At 62.1% G+C, this 17,682-nt stretch carries 15 protein-coding genes; 10 read left to right on the top strand and 5 right to left on the bottom strand.

Going from position 1 to position 17,682, the window contains the following annotated elements:
* Nucleotides 1-266: 266 nt before the first annotated feature.
* On the bottom strand, nt 267-1,460 hold the full coding sequence (locus PQQ96_RS00160) for a urate hydroxylase PuuD (RefSeq protein ID WP_408287179.1): 1,194 nt from the start codon (nt 1,458-1,460) through the stop codon (nt 267-269).
* A gap of 318 nt (nt 1,461-1,778) precedes the next feature.
* Nucleotides 1,779-2,132, bottom strand: a complete 354-nt coding sequence (uraH, locus tag PQQ96_RS00155; RefSeq protein WP_074283346.1) for a hydroxyisourate hydrolase — start codon at nt 2,130-2,132, stop codon at nt 1,779-1,781.
* A 515-nt stretch (nt 2,133-2,647) separates the two neighbouring features.
* On the opposite strand from uraH, the gene PQQ96_RS00150 reads away from it, so the two are divergent.
* The gene (locus tag PQQ96_RS00150) at nt 2,648-4,045 is read left to right on the top strand and encodes an 8-oxoguanine deaminase (protein ID WP_408287177.1); all 1,398 of its coding nucleotides are present in this window, start codon (nt 2,648-2,650) and stop codon (nt 4,043-4,045) included.
* 88 nt (nt 4,046-4,133) lie between these two features.
* On the opposite strand, the gene PQQ96_RS00145 is transcribed toward PQQ96_RS00150, so the two are convergent.
* Complete coding sequence (locus tag PQQ96_RS00145; protein WP_012433318.1) at nt 4,134-5,066, bottom strand: LysR substrate-binding domain-containing protein; 933 nt, start codon at nt 5,064-5,066, stop codon at nt 4,134-4,136.
* Nucleotides 5,067-5,317: 251 nt separating this feature from the next.
* Between PQQ96_RS00145 and PQQ96_RS00140 the strand changes: the two genes are divergently transcribed.
* The 4 genes from PQQ96_RS00140 to PQQ96_RS00125 all read left to right on the top strand — a co-directional run bounded on the left by PQQ96_RS00140 (nt 5,318) and on the right by PQQ96_RS00125 (nt 10,247).
* Nucleotides 5,318-6,919, top strand: a complete 1,602-nt coding sequence (locus tag PQQ96_RS00140; RefSeq protein ID WP_408287174.1) for an ABC transporter ATP-binding protein — start codon at nt 5,318-5,320, stop codon at nt 6,917-6,919.
* A gap of 100 nt (nt 6,920-7,019) precedes the next feature.
* Complete coding sequence (locus PQQ96_RS00135) at nt 7,020-8,117, top strand: ABC transporter permease (RefSeq protein ID WP_408287172.1); 1,098 nt, start codon at nt 7,020-7,022, stop codon at nt 8,115-8,117.
* A 38-nt stretch (nt 8,118-8,155) separates the two neighbouring features.
* Entirely contained in the window at nt 8,156-9,085 is a 930-nt protein-coding gene (locus tag PQQ96_RS00130) for an ABC transporter permease (protein ID WP_200658640.1), read from the top strand.
* Nucleotides 9,086-9,152: 67 nt separating this feature from the next.
* Complete coding sequence (locus PQQ96_RS00125; RefSeq protein WP_408287169.1) at nt 9,153-10,247, top strand: BMP family ABC transporter substrate-binding protein; 1,095 nt, start codon at nt 9,153-9,155, stop codon at nt 10,245-10,247.
* A gap of 190 nt (nt 10,248-10,437) precedes the next feature.
* Here the strand turns inward: PQQ96_RS00125 and PQQ96_RS00120 are convergent, their stop codons facing one another.
* The gene (locus PQQ96_RS00120; protein WP_074283352.1) at nt 10,438-10,644 is read right to left on the bottom strand and encodes a dodecin; all 207 of its coding nucleotides are present in this window, start codon (nt 10,642-10,644) and stop codon (nt 10,438-10,440) included.
* Nucleotides 10,645-10,816: 172 nt separating this feature from the next.
* Here PQQ96_RS00120 and PQQ96_RS00115 point away from each other — a divergent pair, with 172 nt between their 5' ends.
* From PQQ96_RS00115 to PQQ96_RS00100, 4 genes are all read left to right on the top strand, one after another.
* A complete protein-coding gene (locus PQQ96_RS00115; protein WP_408287167.1) occupies nt 10,817-11,782 on the top strand; it encodes an NAD(P)-dependent oxidoreductase in 966 nt (321 codons plus the stop codon).
* A 145-nt stretch (nt 11,783-11,927) separates the two neighbouring features.
* Nucleotides 11,928-13,520, top strand: coding sequence for an ABC-F family ATPase (locus tag PQQ96_RS00110; protein WP_408287165.1), 1,593 nt, complete (start codon nt 11,928-11,930; stop codon nt 13,518-13,520).
* Between the two features lie 302 nt (nt 13,521-13,822).
* Nucleotides 13,823-15,013, top strand: coding sequence for an NAD(P)H-dependent flavin oxidoreductase (locus tag PQQ96_RS00105; RefSeq protein WP_408287163.1), 1,191 nt, complete (start codon nt 13,823-13,825; stop codon nt 15,011-15,013).
* A 181-nt stretch (nt 15,014-15,194) separates the two neighbouring features.
* On the top strand, nt 15,195-15,746 hold the full coding sequence (locus PQQ96_RS00100; RefSeq protein ID WP_408287608.1) for an OmpW/AlkL family protein: 552 nt from the start codon (nt 15,195-15,197) through the stop codon (nt 15,744-15,746).
* A 140-nt stretch (nt 15,747-15,886) separates the two neighbouring features.
* Here PQQ96_RS00100 and PQQ96_RS00095 read toward each other — a convergent pair whose 3' ends face one another.
* Entirely contained in the window at nt 15,887-16,090 is a 204-nt protein-coding gene (locus tag PQQ96_RS00095; protein ID WP_028199276.1) for a DUF1289 domain-containing protein, read from the bottom strand.
* 471 nt (nt 16,091-16,561) lie between these two features.
* On the opposite strand from PQQ96_RS00095, the gene PQQ96_RS00090 reads away from it, so the two are divergent.
* A complete protein-coding gene (locus PQQ96_RS00090; RefSeq protein ID WP_408287161.1) occupies nt 16,562-17,662 on the top strand; it encodes a polyamine ABC transporter substrate-binding protein in 1,101 nt (366 codons plus the stop codon).
* Nucleotides 17,663-17,682 lie beyond the last annotated feature (20 nt).

Here is a 17,682-nt window from a genome sequence, read left to right as displayed (position 1 = left end):
TTTGCAGCCTCCGGTCGTCCGTTTTCACGGTGCTGATTGATATTGACACCCCTTGGGAGACAATTGTCGGACGAAGCTTTGTAGCTCGCGGGCTACAGATTACAGCTAATCGTGCATTTATGTAGCCTACGGGCTACAACCTGGCATCGTGTCCCGTCGCAAGCCTATTCACCGATGCCCGGCACAAACAAAAAAGCGGGCTTCCCGCTCACGCGAAAAGCCCGCTTCATGCTTTGCAAAACCGGGCGCGACGCCCGGCCAACTCATTACTTCACTGCACCGCCTTCGAACCACGCGGCGATCTTCATCCGCTCGTCGTCGGTCATGTGCGTGACGTTGCCCAGCGGCATCGCCTTCAACGTCACTGCCTGCTGATAGATCCGCTGTGCGTTCTGCGAGATCTCGTCCGGAGTATCCAGCAACACACCGGCCGGTGCGCTGCCCATCAGCGTCGGATGCGCGGAGTGGCACGCAGCGCAGCGCTGTTGCAGCACCGGCGCAATTTCGGCCACTGTAACCTTCGGTGCGTTGGCGGCTTGCGCTTGCGGCACGATCGGCTTCGGCATTGTCGAGAAGAGGGCGGCAAACATCAGCACGATACCGACTAGCGGCAGGTACCACAGCACCTGGCCACGGTGACGCATCACGAAGAACTGGCGAATCAGCGCGCCGGCCAGCATGATCATCAGGAGCACGACCCAGTTGTACTGATTCGTGTACGTCATCGCGTAGTGGTTCGACAGCATGGCGAACACGACCGGCAGCGTGAAATACGTGTTGTGCACCGAACGTTGCTTGCCGCGCTTGCCGTAGATCGGGTTCGGCGTTTCGCCCTTGAGCATCGCGGCAACCATCTTGCGCTGACCCGGGATGATCACGAAGAACACGTTCGCCGACATGATCGTGGCCAGCATCGCGCCCATAATCAGATAAGCCGCGCGGCCCGCAAAGATATGGCACGCCAGGTACGCCGCGATCACCACATAAACGCCGACGCAGATGCCGAGCACCTTGTCTTTATTGCCGAGCACACGGCACAGCGAGTCATAGACGATCCAGCCCGCGGCGAGGAAGCCGAGTGCCGAAGCAACCGCGACCACCGGGCCCATGTCGAGTACGTTCTTGTCGATCAGGTACGTGGACGGCGACATCAGATACAGCACCGTGAAGAGGCTCGCGCCCGACAGCCACGTGGTGTACGACGGCCACTTGGACCAGTGCAGGTCGTCCGGCATTTCCGGCGGCGCGACGGTGTACTTCTGCATGTTGTAGAAGCCGCCGCCGTGCACGTGCCACAACTCGCCGAACACGCCACGCTTGCGCTGGTTCGGGTCCGTAGGCGGTTTCAGGCTGTTGTCGAGCGCGACGAAATAGAACGATTCGCCGATCCAGGCGATGGCGACGATGACGTGAAACCAGCGCAATGCCAGGTTCAGCCAGTCTGTGATAAAGCCTTCCATGAAACTCCTCCACTTCTGATTCGTTGTACGCGCAGCGATGCTTGTGCCCTGATTGCGCCTTGGGTGACCCGGCTGAGGGGTCGTCGGCAAGCATGGCGTCGCTGCACAGACTGCGGGGTGAAAGACGCGGTGCGCTCAGTTCGCACGCGCCGTTTTTTATTGGAACGTCAGGTCGAGTCGCTCGCGTTCGATTGCGCTTCGCGGGTGTCTCCAAGGATCCGCACAGTGCAATCGGGCGCGCTCGGAAATGCAACGCGACTTCAACCTCGTCCTCTTCCAGCGCCTATCGAAAAACACGCCGTGAGCTCAGTTGCCCACTTAACTGCCCCGATAGGTGCTGTACGACCACGGCGACACTAGGAGCGGCACGTGATAGTGCGCGCCGGCATCGGCCACGCCGAAGCGCAATACGACGCGATCGACAAAACGCGGCTCCGGTACCTTCGTGCCGATCGAGGCGAAGTAGTCGCCGGCGCCGAACACGAGTTCGTATTCGCCCGGGACCAATGCGTCGCCTTCGAGCAGCGGCTGGTCGCAGCGGCCGTCGTCATTGGTGGTGGTAGTTTTGAGCGCGCGGCGAGTGTCGCCGGAGAGCGCAAAGAGTTCGACCTTGATGCCCGCGCCAGGACGGCCGTTCGCGGTGTCGAGCACATGGGTAGTGAGCTTTCCCATTCGCAATTTTCCTTATGTGAATGCGAGGTTTCGGCGGCGGCCCGATCCAGAATACGTTGCGGCGGATCGAGGCTCCACGTCAGTGGCTACATACCCGTCGGCGAATTGAAGCGAGCGCCGTGGCACCATTGTAAAAAGGATGTTCCCGTCAGCGCGCGCGAGATAGGAAAGATAATACCTGGCGCATGACAGACAGCCCATTGAAAGCCGCATTGAGCCGATTCATTCGACTATTGCCGTGCATTTAATCGTACCGGCGCCAAAAAAGGGCCCACTATATCGATAGCGTGAGGTTGAGTATCGCACCGGCACGAGTTGCCAGTATTATTTTGGCCGTCGAAGGTTACACCTGTGCGCCGCAGCAAACCTGAGTGAAGCGCGGCACACCCCGAAGACGGCGGAAGCACGCTGGGTAACCGGGCCAACGGCGTTCGACGGGACGCGGCGGCACGGTTGGCGTGCCGTCACATCGCGTTCGAACGGCTTTGCACGGAAGCAATAAAGCGGAGAAACGAATGACGATGGAGCAGGCGGCTATGAAGCCAAACAAGCCGAAAAAAACGATGCTGGTGAAGCACGCGGACGTGCTGGTCACGATGGACGGCGCCCGGCGCGAACTGCGCGACGGCGGCATGTATATCGAGGACAACCGTATCGTCGCGGTCGGGCCGACGGCGGAATTGCCGCAAACGGCCGATGAAGTGCTGGACATGCGCGGCCACCTGGTGATCCCGGGACTGGTGAACACGCACCACCATATGTATCAGAGCCTGACGCGCGCGATTCCGGCCGCGCAGAACGCCGAGTTGTTCGGCTGGCTGACCAACCTCTATAAGGTGTGGGCGAACCTCACACCGGAGATGATCGAAGTCTCGACGTTGACGGCGATGGCTGAGCTCCTGCTGTCCGGTTGCACGACCTCGAGTGACCACTTGTATATCTACCCGAACGGCAGCCGCCTCGACGACAGCATCGTCGCGGCGCAGCGGATCGGCATGCGTTTTCACGCAGCGCGCGGCAGTATGAGCGTGGGGCAGAAGGACGGCGGTCTGCCGCCGGATTCGGTGGTCGAGCGTGAAGCGGACATTCTGAAAGACACGCAGCGGCTGATTGAAACGTACAACGACGAAGGGCGCTACGCGATGCTGCGCGTGGTGGTGGCGCCGTGCTCGCCGTTCTCGGTGAGCCGCGATCTGATGCGCGAATCTGCGGTGATGGCGCGGCATTACGGTGTGTCGATGCACACGCACCTGGCGGAGAACGTCAACGACATCGCGTATAGCCGCGAGAAGTTCGGCATGACGCCGGCGGAGTATGCGGAGGATCTGGGCTGGGTCGGTCACGACGTGTGGCATGCGCACTGTGTGCAGCTCGACGACGCGGGCATCGAACTGTTCGCCCGCACGGGGACCGGCGTCGCACATTGCCCGTGTTCGAACATGCGGCTCGCGTCGGGCATCGCGCCCGTCAAGCGGATGCGCCTCGCGGGGGTGCCGGTGGGCCTGGGCGTTGACGGTTCGGCGTCGAACGACGGTGCGCAAATGGTCGCCGAAGTGCGCCAGGCGCTGCTGCTGCAGCGTGTCGGTTTCGGCCCGGACGCGATGACCGCGCGTGAAGCGCTCGAGATTGCGACGCTAGGCGGCGCGAAGGTGCTCAATCGCGACGACATCGGCGCGTTGGCGCCGGGCATGGCAGCGGATTTCGTGTCCTTCGATCTGCGTCAGCCGCTGTTTGCGGGTGCGTTGCATGATCCGGTCGCGGCACTGGTGTTCTGCGCGCCGTCGCAGGTGAGCCATAGCGTGATCGGCGGCACAGTGGTGGTGAAGAATGGTCAGTTGACGACGCTGGAACTCGGACCGGTCATCGAGCAGCACAACCGGCTGGCGAAGACGCTTTACGAAGCGGCAGCGTAAGCGCAATGATGGAGTAAGCGTGGAATAGAAGAGGCAGGTCTGTCGGCATCCACAAAGACTGGATGCCGATAGACCGCAGAGCAACGGGTTAAGGCTTGTCGATCAACGTCTTGGTCGCCTCGGCAACCAGACTGCGCAGCCAGCGCACTTCGTCAGAGTAATGCACGCGCTCGTGCCATAGCTGGTAGTACTGCATCGGCGGGAAATCGAGCGGGGCGGGCACCACGGTCAGCGGCAGGAACTTGGCGTAGTAGTCAGCAAACAGGCGCGTTGTCGTGAAGATCAGATCGGACTTTATCAGCACGTAAGGCGCCAGATTGAAGTACGGCAACGTGACGACCACGTGACGCTTTAACCGTTCGCGCGCGAGATGCACGTCAATCGCGCCCCGTTGGCCCACCGAGTAAGGAGTAGGCGCAAGATGCGGCGCATTCAGATACTGGTCGAGCGTCAACCCGCCGCGTTTGGCGAACGGATGCGCATTGCTCATCAGGCAGACGATCTGATCGACGAACAGGTTCGACAGGTGCAATTGCTCCGGCGGTTCCGGCCAGTTGCCGACCACGATGTCGAGCTTGCCGTCTTCGAGCGCGAGTTCGTAGTCGAATGCCGGCCCGAGCGAGTGAAATTCAAGCGTCGCGTTCGGCGCGGCCTGACGGAAGCGTTCCACTACCGTCGGCACAAACAGCACGTTCAGGTAGTCCGGGCAGCCGATCCGATAGCAGCGGATCGAGGTCGCCGGATCGAAGTTGTGCTGCTGGAACTTGATGCGTTCAATTTCGCGCAGCGCGTTTTGCACCGGTTCGAGCAGGCGCAGGCCGTACTCGGTCGGCACCATGCCGGATTTGCCGCGCACCAGCAGCGGGTCGCCGGTGATGTCGCGCAAACGGCGCAGCGCCGCGCTGATGGCGGGTTGCGATTGATTCAGTTTGACGGCCGCGCGCGTCACGCTGCGCTCCATCAAAAGGGTGTGCAAGACGCGTAATAGATACGTATCGATCGCCTCGCGTTGCTGACTCATGACTTCTCCGAAATATATGATCTGGCTGATCGAACGGGCGTGGGTATATATGGCTTTTAATATGAACTCAAGGCCACGTCAAGAGTGGGATACCCGCAGAGCACGCTGCGGCGGGGGTTTGCGGGGAATTTTGACGGCTCGACTGAGCGAGTCGAATTAGGTATTGTCATCCGGTTGTGGTGACGGATCGCATGCTGACAGGGCGGGCGGACGCGCTGCGACCGGCAGTCTCTGACGTACTACGGAATCACATGAGCGACTCTTCTTATAGCGACGGCGCCGCCGCGCAGCCGGCAAACAGGCCGGAACAGGCGGCGCCCCGGTTGATGCTTCAGGGCATCACCAAACAATATCCGGCCGTGCGTGCCAACGACGACGTCACGTTGATCGTCGCGCCGGGTGAAATCCATGCCGTGCTCGGCGAAAACGGCGCCGGCAAAAGCACGCTGATGAAGATCATCTACGGCGCGGTGCGACCCGACGCCGGCGAGATCCGCTGGGAAGGCCAGCCGGTCGAGATCGCCAACCCGGCGGCCGCGCGCAAGCTCGGCATCGGCATGGTGTTCCAGCATTTTTCGCTGTTCGAGACGCTCACGGTCGGCGAAAACATTGCGCTCGCGCTCGACGAACCTTTCGATCTGAAGACGCTGTCCAGGCGTATCCGCGAAGTCTCCGCCGACTACGGCCTCGACATCGACCCGCAACGTCACGTGCATAGTCTGACTGTGGGCGAGCGGCAACGCGTCGAAATCGTGCGCTGCCTGCTGCAGAACCCGCGTCTGCTCATCATGGACGAACCGACTTCGGTGCTCACGCCGCAAGCGGTCCGCAAGCTCTTCGAAACGCTGCGGCGTCTCGCGGCGGAAGGGTGCAGCATCCTCTACATCAGCCACAAGCTCGACGAAATCCAGGAGCTGTGCGATACCGCGACGGTGATGCGCGGCGGCCGCGTGACCGGTCACGTGACGCCGAAAGAAGAGACGCATGCGTCGCTCGCGCAGTTGATGGTCGGCCATTCGCTGCCCGATTACACGCGCCGTGAACATACGCCGGGCGCTGTGCTGCTCGACGTGAAGCAGTTGTCCGTGGAAAGCGACGATCCGTTCGGCACTTCGCTCAATAACGTGTCGTTCGGCGTGCATGCCGGCGAGATCTTCGGCATCGCCGGGGTGTCGGGCAACGGGCAGGCCGAATTGCTGTCGGCACTCTCGGGTGAAAAACGCGGCACGCGTGCCGATGCGGTCACGATCTGCGGCAAGGCGGCAGGGCGGATGGGGGCGGGCGGGCGGCGCGCGCTGGGTTTCGGTTTTGTGCCCGAAGAGCGCCTGGGCCGCGGCGCGGTGCCGGCGATGACGCTGTCGGAAAACGCGCTGCTTACGGCGCATCGTCAGCAGATGGTGAACTCCGGCTGGATCAAGGCGGGCGCGATGCGCGCCTTCGCCAAACGTTGCATCGATGCGTTCGATGTGCGTTGTGGCGGCTCGGAAGCGCTGGCGCAAAGTCTTTCCGGCGGCAATCTGCAGAAATACATCATGGGCCGCGAGATTCTGCAGGCACCCAAGGTGTTGGTGGTCGCGCAGCCGACCTGGGGCGTCGACGTGGGCGCGTCGGCTTTCATTCGTCAGCAGTTGCTCGACCTGTCGGCGCGCGGTGTGGCGATTCTGGTGATCTCGGAGGAGCTGGAAGAGCTGTTCGACATCTGTGATCGCATCGCGGTGCTTGCAGGCGGCCGGCTTTCGCCGGTGCGCGCCACGGGGGCGACCAACGCCGAGGAAATCGGACGCTGGATGGCGGGGCTGTTCGGCGACCGCGAGGGCGCGGCGCCTTCGGCGGAACAGCCGGCGCATGCCTGACCCGCTAGATGCGCGATCGGTTCGCTGATCGACGCTAAAGCACCAGAAACACCAGAAACACAAGAACCAGACCTAAGCACTCACATAGGCGCACGCTCCCATGATTCTTCCGTATCGACTCGAAGCACGCACGACGCCATCGCGCACGATGCAGCTCGCCGTGCCGCTGATTGCCGCGTTGCTCACGCTCGTGATTGGCTTCCTGATCTTCAGCCTCGTCGGCCGTGATCCGCTCGAAGCCATGCACGCGTTTTTCATCGAACCGCTCTCCAGCGTGAACGGCTGGTCCGAACTGCTGCTGAAGGCTTCGCCGTTGTGCCTGATCGGCCTTGGCCTCGCGATCGGTTATCGCGCCAACGTCTGGAACATCGGCGCTGAAGGGCAGATGCTGCTCGGCGGCATCGCCGCCAGCGGCGTCGCGATCTATTTCGATCAGGCTACCGGCTGGTGGATTCTGCCGACCATGATGGTCGCCGGCGTGCTCGGCGGCATGGCGTGGGCCGCGATCCCCGCCCTGCTGAAAAGCCGCTTCAACACCAATGAGATTCTCGTCAGCCTGATGCTCACCTATGTGGCCACGCAGTTGCTGATCTATCTGGTGAGCGGCCCGTGGCGCGATCCGCAGGGCATGAATTTCCCGCTCTCGGAGATGTTCGGCGGCGACGCGCTATACCCGACCTTCGCCGGCGACTGGCACTGGAAATGGCTGCACGGCACGCGTCTGAACGCCTCGGTATTTGTCACGCTGATCGCGATTCCGTGCGTGTGGCTGTTCATGCGCAAGAGCTTTGCGGGCTACCGGATGAACGTCGGCGGTCTGGCACCGCTCGCCGCGCGCTACGCCGGTTTCTCCGACAAGAAAACCATCTGGACGTCGCTCCTGATCAGCGGCGGTCTGGCGGGCCTCGCCGGCATGGGCGAGATCGCCGGTCCGATAGGCCAGTTGCAGGCGACCTGGTCGCCGGGCTACGGCTTCACCGCGATCATCGTCGTGTTCGTCGGACGATTGCATCCGGTCGGTATCGTGCTCGCGAGCCTTTTGATGGCGCTGCTGTATCTCGGCGGCGAAGCGGTGCAGACCTCGATGCAATTGCCACAGGCGCTTTCCGGCGTGTTCCAGGGGCTATTGCTGTTCTGCCTGCTGGGTGCTGACCTGTTCGTGAACTATCGCGTGCGCCGTCGAACGCTCGCCGCGTAAGTCCACTCATTCGCTACTGATTTTCAAGCCAGGTCTCCATGGATATTCAACAAGCCAGCGCGCTTACCTCGAGCGCCGTCACCGCCGCGATCCCGCTGATGTTCGCGGGCGCGGGCGAACTCGTCACCGAGAAGTCGGGTGTGCTCAACCTCGGCGTCGAAGGCATGATGCTGATGGGCGCGGTGACCGGCTACGCGGTCACCGCGATTACCGGCAGCCCGTGGCTCGGCGTGGTCGCCGCGATCGGCGCGGGTCTCGCGATGTCGCTGCTGTTCGCGTTCCTCACGCTGACCATGCTCGCCAACCAGGTCGCCACCGGCCTGTCGCTGACGATCTTCGGCATTGGCCTGTCGGCCTATGTCGGCAAGCCGTACACGTCGGCCGCCGTGCGCGCCACGATCGACACGTGGACCATTCCGGGCCTCTCGAAGATTCCGGTGCTCGGACCCGCGCTCTTCAGCCTCACGCCGCTCGACTACCTCGCGTTCCTGATGTTCGCGGTGATCTGGTGGTTCCTGTACCGCACGCGTGCGGGCCTCGTGCTGCGCTCGGTCGGCGAATCGCCGCAAGTGGCGCACTCGGTCGGCTTTCCGGTGGTCGGCGTGCGTTACGGCGCGGTGGCCTTCGGCGGCGGCATGGCTGGCCTCGCCGGCGGTTATTACTCGATCGTCAACCTGCACTTGTGGCAGGAGCAGCTCACGTCGGGCCGCGGCTGGATCGCGCTCGCGCTCGTTGTGTTCGCGACGTGGCGCCCGGGCCGTCTGCTGATCGGCGCGCTGTTGTTTGGCGCCGTGACCGGCCTGCAGTTTTACGCTCAGGCTATCGGCGTGCCGGTGCCGACGCAGTTTCTGGCGATGCTGCCGTACGTCGCGACCGTCGTCGTGCTGGTGCTGATTTCGCGCAACCCGAACACGATTCGTCTGAATGCCCCCGCGTCGCTCGGCAAGCCGTTTTTCTCGGCGGGCTGACACAGATGCCGTTTCATATGACCGACCACACGTTTCAAATCACTCGATAAACACGACAGGAGAGAACATGAAGAGAAGAAATCTGCTGACCGCTTTCGCTTGGGGTGCGGCCTCGCTGGCACTCGCCGCGCCGCTCGCGCAAACCGCGCAAGCGGCCGACGCACCGGGCGTCGCGTTCGTCTACCTCGGCAATCCTGGCGATGCCGGCTGGACCTATGCACACGACCAGGGTTCGAAGGAAGTCGAGGCGAAGTTCGGTAACAAGATCAAGATCACCCGCATCGAAAACGTGCCGGAATCGGCCGACTCCGAGCGCATCTTCCGCGATCTGGCGAACAAGGGCAACAAGATCATCATCGGTTCGAGCTTCGGCTATCAGGACTTCGAACTGAAGGTCGCGAAGGACTTCCCGGACACGGTGTTCCTGCACGCAACCGGCTACAAGAAGGCGCCGAACTTCGGTACCTATGACGTGCGGATGTATCAGGGCGCGTACCTGGCAGGCGTCGCGGCGGGCTATGTGACGAAGACCAACACGCTTGGCTTTGTTGCGTCGGTGCCGATTCCTGAAGTGGTCCGCAACATCAACGCGTACACGCTCGGCGCGCGTTCGGTGAATCCGAAGATTCACACCAAGGTCATCTGGATCAACAGCTGGTTCGATCCGGGCAAGGAAAAGCAGGCCGCTGAAACGCTGATCGGCCAGGGCGCTGACGTGCTGCTGCAAAACACCGATTCGAGCGCGACGCTCGCGACGGCTTCGGAAAAGCACGTGCATGCGTTCGGTTGGGATTCGGACATGAAGAAGTTCGGTCCTGATGCGCACCTCGGCTCGGTGGTCGCGCACTGGGGCGTGTATTACAACGCGGCTATTCAGCAGGTGCTGGACGGCAAGTGGAAGAACGATCCGGTGTGGTGGGGCATTCCGCAGAAGGCGGTCAATCTTGAAGACCTGAACACGTCGGTGATTTCGGCTGACGCGCAGAAGCAGGTCGAGGCGAAGCGTGAGGAACTGGCGGGTGGCAAGTGGGACGTGTTCACGGGCCCGATCAAGGATCAGTCCGGTGCGGTGAAGGTGCCGGCTGGCAAGACGCTGACCGATCCGGAACTGCAACGCCTGAACTGGTATGTGGAAGGCGTGGACGGCTCACTGCCGAAGTAATTCGGCTTTTACGGTCATCGCGATCGACCGGGTCGCGATAGACGGGGTCGCCATAGACCGGGTCGCGAATGACGGGTAACGATCGACCCGGCGGCGGTCTCAGCAGCCGCTGCTTTAAGGCGCTGCGTCCAGTACGGACGCAGCTTTTTTTTGCTTCGGGGTTTGTGTCGAACGAGTTTCAGGCGAAGCACTAGTCGATGCGCAGGCCGACCTTGATGGTTACCTGCCAGTAGGCGACCTTGTCATTTTCGATCTGGCCCCGCGTTTCCGTGACCTCGAACCAGTGCAAGTTGCGCAGCGTTTTCGATGCTTTTGTAATCGCGGTGCTGATTGCGTCGTCGATCGATTTGGTCGATGAGCCGGTCAGTTCGATTTGTTTGTAGACGTGTTCTGACATGAACTTCCTCCTTTGACCTCCGTTGGTGTGAAAAAAGTATAGGCAATGGATTGCCGCTGACGTTGCCCGTATGAACGCGTCATGTCACCCATCGCGTGGCCGATATGCCACGGGGAGGCGGGGCCGTTATGATGGCCGCGCAACTCAATCTGAAACCTGACGAGGCTTGAAAGTGGAAATTGGTTTTTGCGGTCCCGGTCTGATGGGCGCGCCGATGATCCGGCATCTGCTGCGCGCGGGGCATACCGTGCATGTCTGGAATCGCACGCGGGCCAAGGCGGAAGCGTTGATGGCGGACGGGGCCAAGGTGGTCGATACGCCGCGCGAACTGGCCTCGCGGTGCGACGCGGTGCTGCTGTGCGTCGCGGATGCGGCGGCGGTTGAGGAAACCGTGTTCGGCTCCGAGGGACTGCTGAGCGCGGATGCCACGGCTCCGAGACGCGTGCGCTGGATTGTCGATCACTCCAGTATCCCGCCTGCAGCGACGAGGGCGTTCGCGCGGCGGGCGGCGACGGTTGCTGGCGCGACGGCGGCAAGCGCGCTCGCCGGTGGGGTCAAGGGCGGGCGGGAGCGGGAGCCTGCGGGCGACGGCGCCACCAGCGTCGGCTGGATCGACGCGCCCGTATCCGGCGGCGTAGCCGGTGCGATGGCGGGCACGCTGGCGATCATGGCGGGCGGCGCCGCAGCGGACGTCGAAGCGATCACGCCGCTCCTCGGCGCATATTCAGCCCGCGTCACGCACATGGGCGACGTTGGTGCGGGGCAGACCACCAAGCTCTGTAATCAGACCATTGTCACCGCGACCGTTGCGGCGATCGCTGAGGCGGTGAGCCTCGCGCAACGCAGCGGCATCGACGCCGCCAAACTGACGGCAGGCCTCGCCGGCGGCTGGGCCGATTCGGTCCTGCTGCAGATTTTCGTGCCGCGCATGACGCAAGGCGGCCTCGCGCCGATCGGCGCGTTCCGCACGTTCCAGAAGGACATCGACACCGTTGCCGCGACGGCGTACGAGACGGGCACGCCAATGCCGGTTTCGTCGACGGTTCAGCAACTGCTGCGTCTCGGCGCGGCGATGGGGCTGGGTGAGGCCGATCTGTCGGCCTTTATCGACGTTTTGCAGACGCCGCGTGGCGGCTAGAAGGCACGCGGGAGGCGCGAACCATACGTGAACGCCATGTGAAAGCGGCGCCAAAACGCGGGAGGACGGCGCGCGCGTGGGTTGGTTTCGCGATAACCTGCTAAAATGTTGGGTTGTTCGCCGATATCACATTTAAGGACGCGCCGTGCTGTCTACCGCCAATATCACCATGCAATTCGGGCCAAAGCCCCTCTTCGAGAACATCTCGGTCAAATTCGGGGGAGGGAACCGCTATGGCCTGATTGGTGCGAACGGCTGCGGCAAGTCCACCTTCATGAAGATCCTGGGTAGCGATCTGGAACCGAGTTCCGGCAACGTGATGCTCGAACCGAACATCCGCCTCGGCAAGCTGCGCCAGGATCAGTTCGCGTACGAAGACGTTCGCGTGCTCGACGTCGTGATGATGGGTCACGCCGAAATGTGGGCCGCGATGACCGAGCGCGACGCGATCTACGCGAACCCCGACGCGACTGACGACGATTACATGCACGCCGCCGAGCTCGAAGCGAAGTTCGCCGAGTACGACGGCTACACCGCCGAAGCGCGCGCGGGCGAACTGCTGCTCGGCATCGGCATCGCGATCGAAGACCACAACGGCCCGATGAGCAACGTGGCTCCTGGCTGGAAACTGCGCGTGCTGCTCGCGCAGGCGCTGTTCTCGAAGCCGGACGTCCTGCTGCTGGACGAACCGACCAACAACCTGGACATCAACTCGATCCGTTGGCTGGAAGACATTCTCAACCAGTACAACTCGACGATGATCATCATCTCGCACGATCGTCACTTTCTGAACCAGGTCTGCACGCACATGGCCGACATGGACTTCGGCACGCTGAAGGTCTATCCGGGCAACTACGACGACTACATGCTGGCCAGCACGCAGGCGCGCGAGCGTCAGCAGAACGCCAACGCCAAGGCCAAGGAACGTGTCGCCGACCTGCAGGACTTCGTGCGCCGCTTCTCGGCGAACAAGTCGAAGGCGCGTCAGGCTACCAGCCGTCTGAAGATGATCGACAAGATCAAGATCGAGGAATTCAAGCCGTCGTCGCGGCAGAACCCGTTCATCCGTTTCGAGTACGAGAAGAAGCTGCATAACATCGCCGTGGTGGCGGAGAAGATCTCGAAGAAGTACGAGCGCTCGATCTTCAACGATTTCAGCATCAGCGTGCAACCGGGCGAGCGTATCGCGATCATCGGCGAGAACGGCGCGGGTAAGACCACGCTGCTGCGCTCGCTGCTCGGCAAGCTTACGCTGGATCACGGCACGGTGAAGTGGGCTGAAAACGCGAACATCGGTTACATGCCGCAGGATACGTATGAAGAGTTCCCGGACGACGTCACGCTGATGGACTGGATCGACGGCTACCGCCAGGAAGGCGACGACGAGCAGATGGTGCGCGGCACGCTCGGCCGTCTCCTCTTCAATGCCGACGACATCCGTAAGTCGGTCAAGGTGCTGTCCGGTGGCGAAAAGGGCCGCATGATCTGGGGCAAGCTGATGCTGGGCCGCCACAACGTGATGCTGATGGACGAGCCCACCAACCACATGGACATGGAATCGATCGAATCGCTGCAGATCGCGCTCGACAAGTACGATGGCACGCTGATTTTCGTGTCGCACGACCGTGAGTTCGTGAGCGGCCTCGCGAACCGGATCATCGAAGTGAAGACCGATGGCTCGCTGAACGACTTCGGCGGCAACTACGAAGAGTTCCTGACGAGTCAGGGCGTGCAGTAAGCGCTCCTCGCTTCACGGCGTCGCGTCAGGCAAAGCCCGCTTCTTCGAAGCGGGCTTTTTTCATGATGCGGGTCTTGCGCTCCGATTCCAGTTTGTCCGAACGCCACAGCCTTACGGACGAACCGGCCTACGGACCCGCAAGCGTCGCAAGGGAGGAACCATAAATCTCACCATGAAGTGACCAGCGTCAACCAACCATACTCAAAACCAGACCGCCAAACAGGCTCATTGACCCAAAGCAACGCGAGCCGCGCCCGACGACCGATTATCACCGCTTCGATAGTCCACTCATCGGGTCGTCAATGCTCACCTCTCACTCATTCCCACCGCTTGTTATCCGCGGCCGCTCGCTGCTTCCGATCGTACAAGGCGGCATGGGCGTCGGCATCTCGGCCCACCGGCTGGCCGGCAGCGTCGCCCGTGAGGGTGCGCTCGGCACCATCGCCAGCATCGACCTGCGCCATCATCATCAGGATCTGATCGAACGCTGCGGGCAATCGCCGGATCGGGCCACGCTCGAACAGGCGAACCTCACCGCGCTGGCCCGTGAAATCCACGCCGCCAAAGCACTCAGCAAAGGCCGCGGCATGATTGCGGTCAACGTGATGAAGGCCGTCAACGCGCAAGCAGACTACGTGCGCGTCGCCTGCGAGAACCGCGCTGATGCGATCGTCGTGGGCGCCGGTCTGCCGCTTGATTTGCCGGACATGACCCAGGACCACGACATCGCGCTGATTCCGATCCTGTCGGATAGCCGGGGCGTCGCACTGGTGCTGAAGAAGTGGATGAAGAAGGGCCGTTTGCCCGACGCCGTCGTGATCGAACATCCGGCCCATGCAGGCGGCCATCTCGGCGTGACCAATCTCGCCGACCTGCACGATCCGCGTTTCGATTTCCTGCGTGTCCTTGAGGAACTCGAGACGGTGCTCACGTCGTTTGGGTTGAGTCGCCAGGACGTGCCCTTGATCGTCGCGGGCGGCATCAACAGTCACGAAGGCGTGCGCGAGTTACTGAGCGCGGGTGCCAGCGGTGTGCAGCTCGGCACACCGTTCGCCGTCACCGAGGAAGGCGACGCGCATCCGAACTTCAAACGCGTGCTGGCAGAAGCGACGCCCGACGACATCGTCGAATTCGTCAGCGTCACGGGGCTGCCTGCGCGCGCCGTGAAAACGCCGTGGCTGATGCGCTACCTGCGCCACGAAACGAAAATCCGCGAGAAGGTCGGGACGCTCAAACACGTCTGCCCCACCGCTCTCCAATGCCTCAGCGTCTGCGGCTGGCGCGACGGCGTCGAGAAGTTCGGCCACTTCTGCATCGACACGCGGCTCGCCGCGGCATTGCGTGGCGACGTGGCCAACGGTCTGTTCTTTCGTGGCCGAGAAGCGTTGCCGTTCGGTACGGCCATTCGGAGCGTCCACGACCTGATCGAACTGCTGCTGACCGGCGCGACGCGACCCGCTGTCGCAGGACGATGGGCGTTTTCGCTTGGTTGATTCGGGTCAAAGTGAAGCCGCACGGGACCTTCGACAATCCCCGCACGCAAACAAACACTCGGGGAAGCACATGAAGCACTTGCTCAGGAACAGAATCAAGGCCGCTGCCGTCGCATCGTGCCTGCTATGCGCGGGCGCGCTGGCGCCGCAGGCCCAGGCTCAGGTTGCCGGCGATGATCCCATGAACGGCATTCACGCTGGCGACGTACTGGTGCGTCTGCGCGCAATCAGCATCATGCCGAATGTCGGGACCAACCAGTCGCTGTCGGCGCTCAACGTGGGCGTCAATAACGCCATCGTGCCGGAGCTGGATCTGACCTACATGATCCGCGATTACCTCGGCGTCGAGCTGATTCTCGGCACGTCGCGCCATCAGCTGACATCGAGCCTCGGCAATCTTGGCGGCGTAAACGTGTTGCCGCCCACACTGCTGCTGCAATATCACTTCAACCACGCGGGGCGTATTCGTCCCTATGTCGGTGCGGGTCTGAACTACACGTTGTTCTATAACAACGGCCTGAACGCAGGCGGTCAGCCGATTTCGATCACCAACCACAGCTTTGGGCCGGCGTTGCAGGCAGGGGTGGATGTGCAGGTGACCAAGTCGCTGTTCGTCAATGCGGACATCAAGAAGATCTGGATGCACGCTGACGCATCGCTTGGCGGTCAGTCGCTCGGCCGGCTGAATATTGATCCGGTCGTGGTCGGGTTGGGCGTCGGTATGCGGTTCTGATCGCCGCGCTGGAAAAGCCGCGCTCGTCATGCAAAACGCCGGAATCTCCGGCGTTTTTTTTGCAATCACGATCCGAATCCCAATCGGGAGACGGGCTCTCGGGCAGTCGGTCCGATGCGGCCGGCGGCGGCGCGAGGAGGCTACAGCTTGTCGTTCTTGAAGCGCATCGCAGTGCCATCCTGCTCGATGCGTACCCATACGGCGCGCTTTTCCTCGTCGCTCAGGAATACCCAGTTGGACACCTCGGTGGCGGTGCGGCCGCAGCCTTTACAGACCTCGTCGAAAAGCGTGGAACAGACGCCGATGCACGGGCTGTCGGGAAGATCATGGAGATTCGAAGCCATCGGAAACCTTGGGGCGGAGAAACGGAGTTCCGCTATGTTAACCGATGCGGCGATCACACCCCGGCGCCGCGCTCGCCGTGGCACGGATACATGCACGGTTGGCCGTATCCACTGCCGCCTTCGTCCCGAAACAGTGAGGTGCTCCGAAGATGCTTACAAAACCACTTCATTAAGACGACGCTCGTTCGCAATCGACGTGCCCCTGGCGAGACCGCCGCAACTTGACAGCGAGTTAACACCGAGGCCGCCACTGGTGTTTTTTTCGGGTAGACACGCGCCGATAACCCGCTAAAATTGCGCCCATTTTGTAGCGGCACGGCTTACGCTGTACCGTTTGCGCGACAGCCTGGCATTTTTTTTGGTGCGCGCAATAATTAATGGTAGTTTTCGGTTTTTCAGGGGAGCCGCGTGCGGTATGCCGCGGCGTGGGCGAAGACGGTCGGCTCGGGCCGGCCAGGATCGGAGAACGGGATGAAAAGACGGGTAGTGGGGCAAGTGGCAGCGCTGATCTTGTGCGCGACGCCGTGGTTGACGGCCGCTGCGAAAGATACGCAGTTGAACGTGTATAACTGGTCCGATTACATCGCTAAGGACACGATTCCGAACTTCACCAAGCAGACTGGCGTCCAGGTCAAATACGACAACTACGACAGCGACGACACGCTGCAAGCCAAGCTCCTGACCGGTAATTCCGGCTACGACATCGTCGTGCCGACCAGCAACTACGCCGGCAAGCAGATTGCAGCGGGCATCTTTGCGCCGCTCGACAAATCGAAGCTGCCGAACCTGAAGTATCTCGATCCCTCGCTGATGGCCCTCGTGGCCGGCGCCGATCCGGGCAACAAGTACACGGTGCCCTGGGCATACGGCACGACCGGCCTCGGCTACAACGTCACCAAGGTCCAGCAGATCCTCGGCAAGAACGCGCCGCTCGACAACTGGGACATCCTTTTCAAGCCGGAAAACATCTCGAAGCTGAAAGCGTGCGGCGTGTCCGTGCTCGACGCGCCGGACCAGGTGTTTGCCGCCGCGCTTCACTACATCGGCAAGGATCCGATGAGCACGAACCCGGCCGACTATCGCGCCGCGCTCGAGATGATGAAGAAGATCCGCCCGTACATCACGCAGTTCAACTCGTCGGGCTATATCAATGACCTGGTCGGCGGTGACGTGTGCTTCGCGTACGGCTGGTCGGGCGACGTCGTGATCGCCAAGCATCGCGCGGTCGAGGCGAAGAAGCCGTTCAAGATCGAGTATTACATTCCGAAGGGCGGCGCGCCGGTGTGGTTCGACGTGATGGCGATTCCGAAAGACGCGAAGAACAAGGAAGCCGCGCTCGAGTGGATCAACTACATCGAAACGCCGCAGGTTCACGCCGCGATCACCAACGCCGTCTACTATCCGAGCGCCAACCTCGAAGCGCGCAAGTATGTGGACAAGGACGTGGCGAACGACCCGGCCGTGTACCCGTCGCCCGAAGTCATCAAGACGCTGTTCCTGTTGAAGCCGCTGCCGCCGGAAATCCAGCGGCTGCAAACGCGGCTGTGGACTGAATTCAAGTCCGGTCGCTGACCCGCGGCCTGAGTGAACGG

The sequence above is a fragment of the Paraburkholderia sediminicola genome, assembly GCF_046027825.1.
GTDB classification, from domain to species: domain Bacteria; phylum Pseudomonadota; class Gammaproteobacteria; order Burkholderiales; family Burkholderiaceae; genus Paraburkholderia; species Paraburkholderia sediminicola_D.
This window is presented reverse-complemented; position numbering and strand designations above follow the sequence as displayed.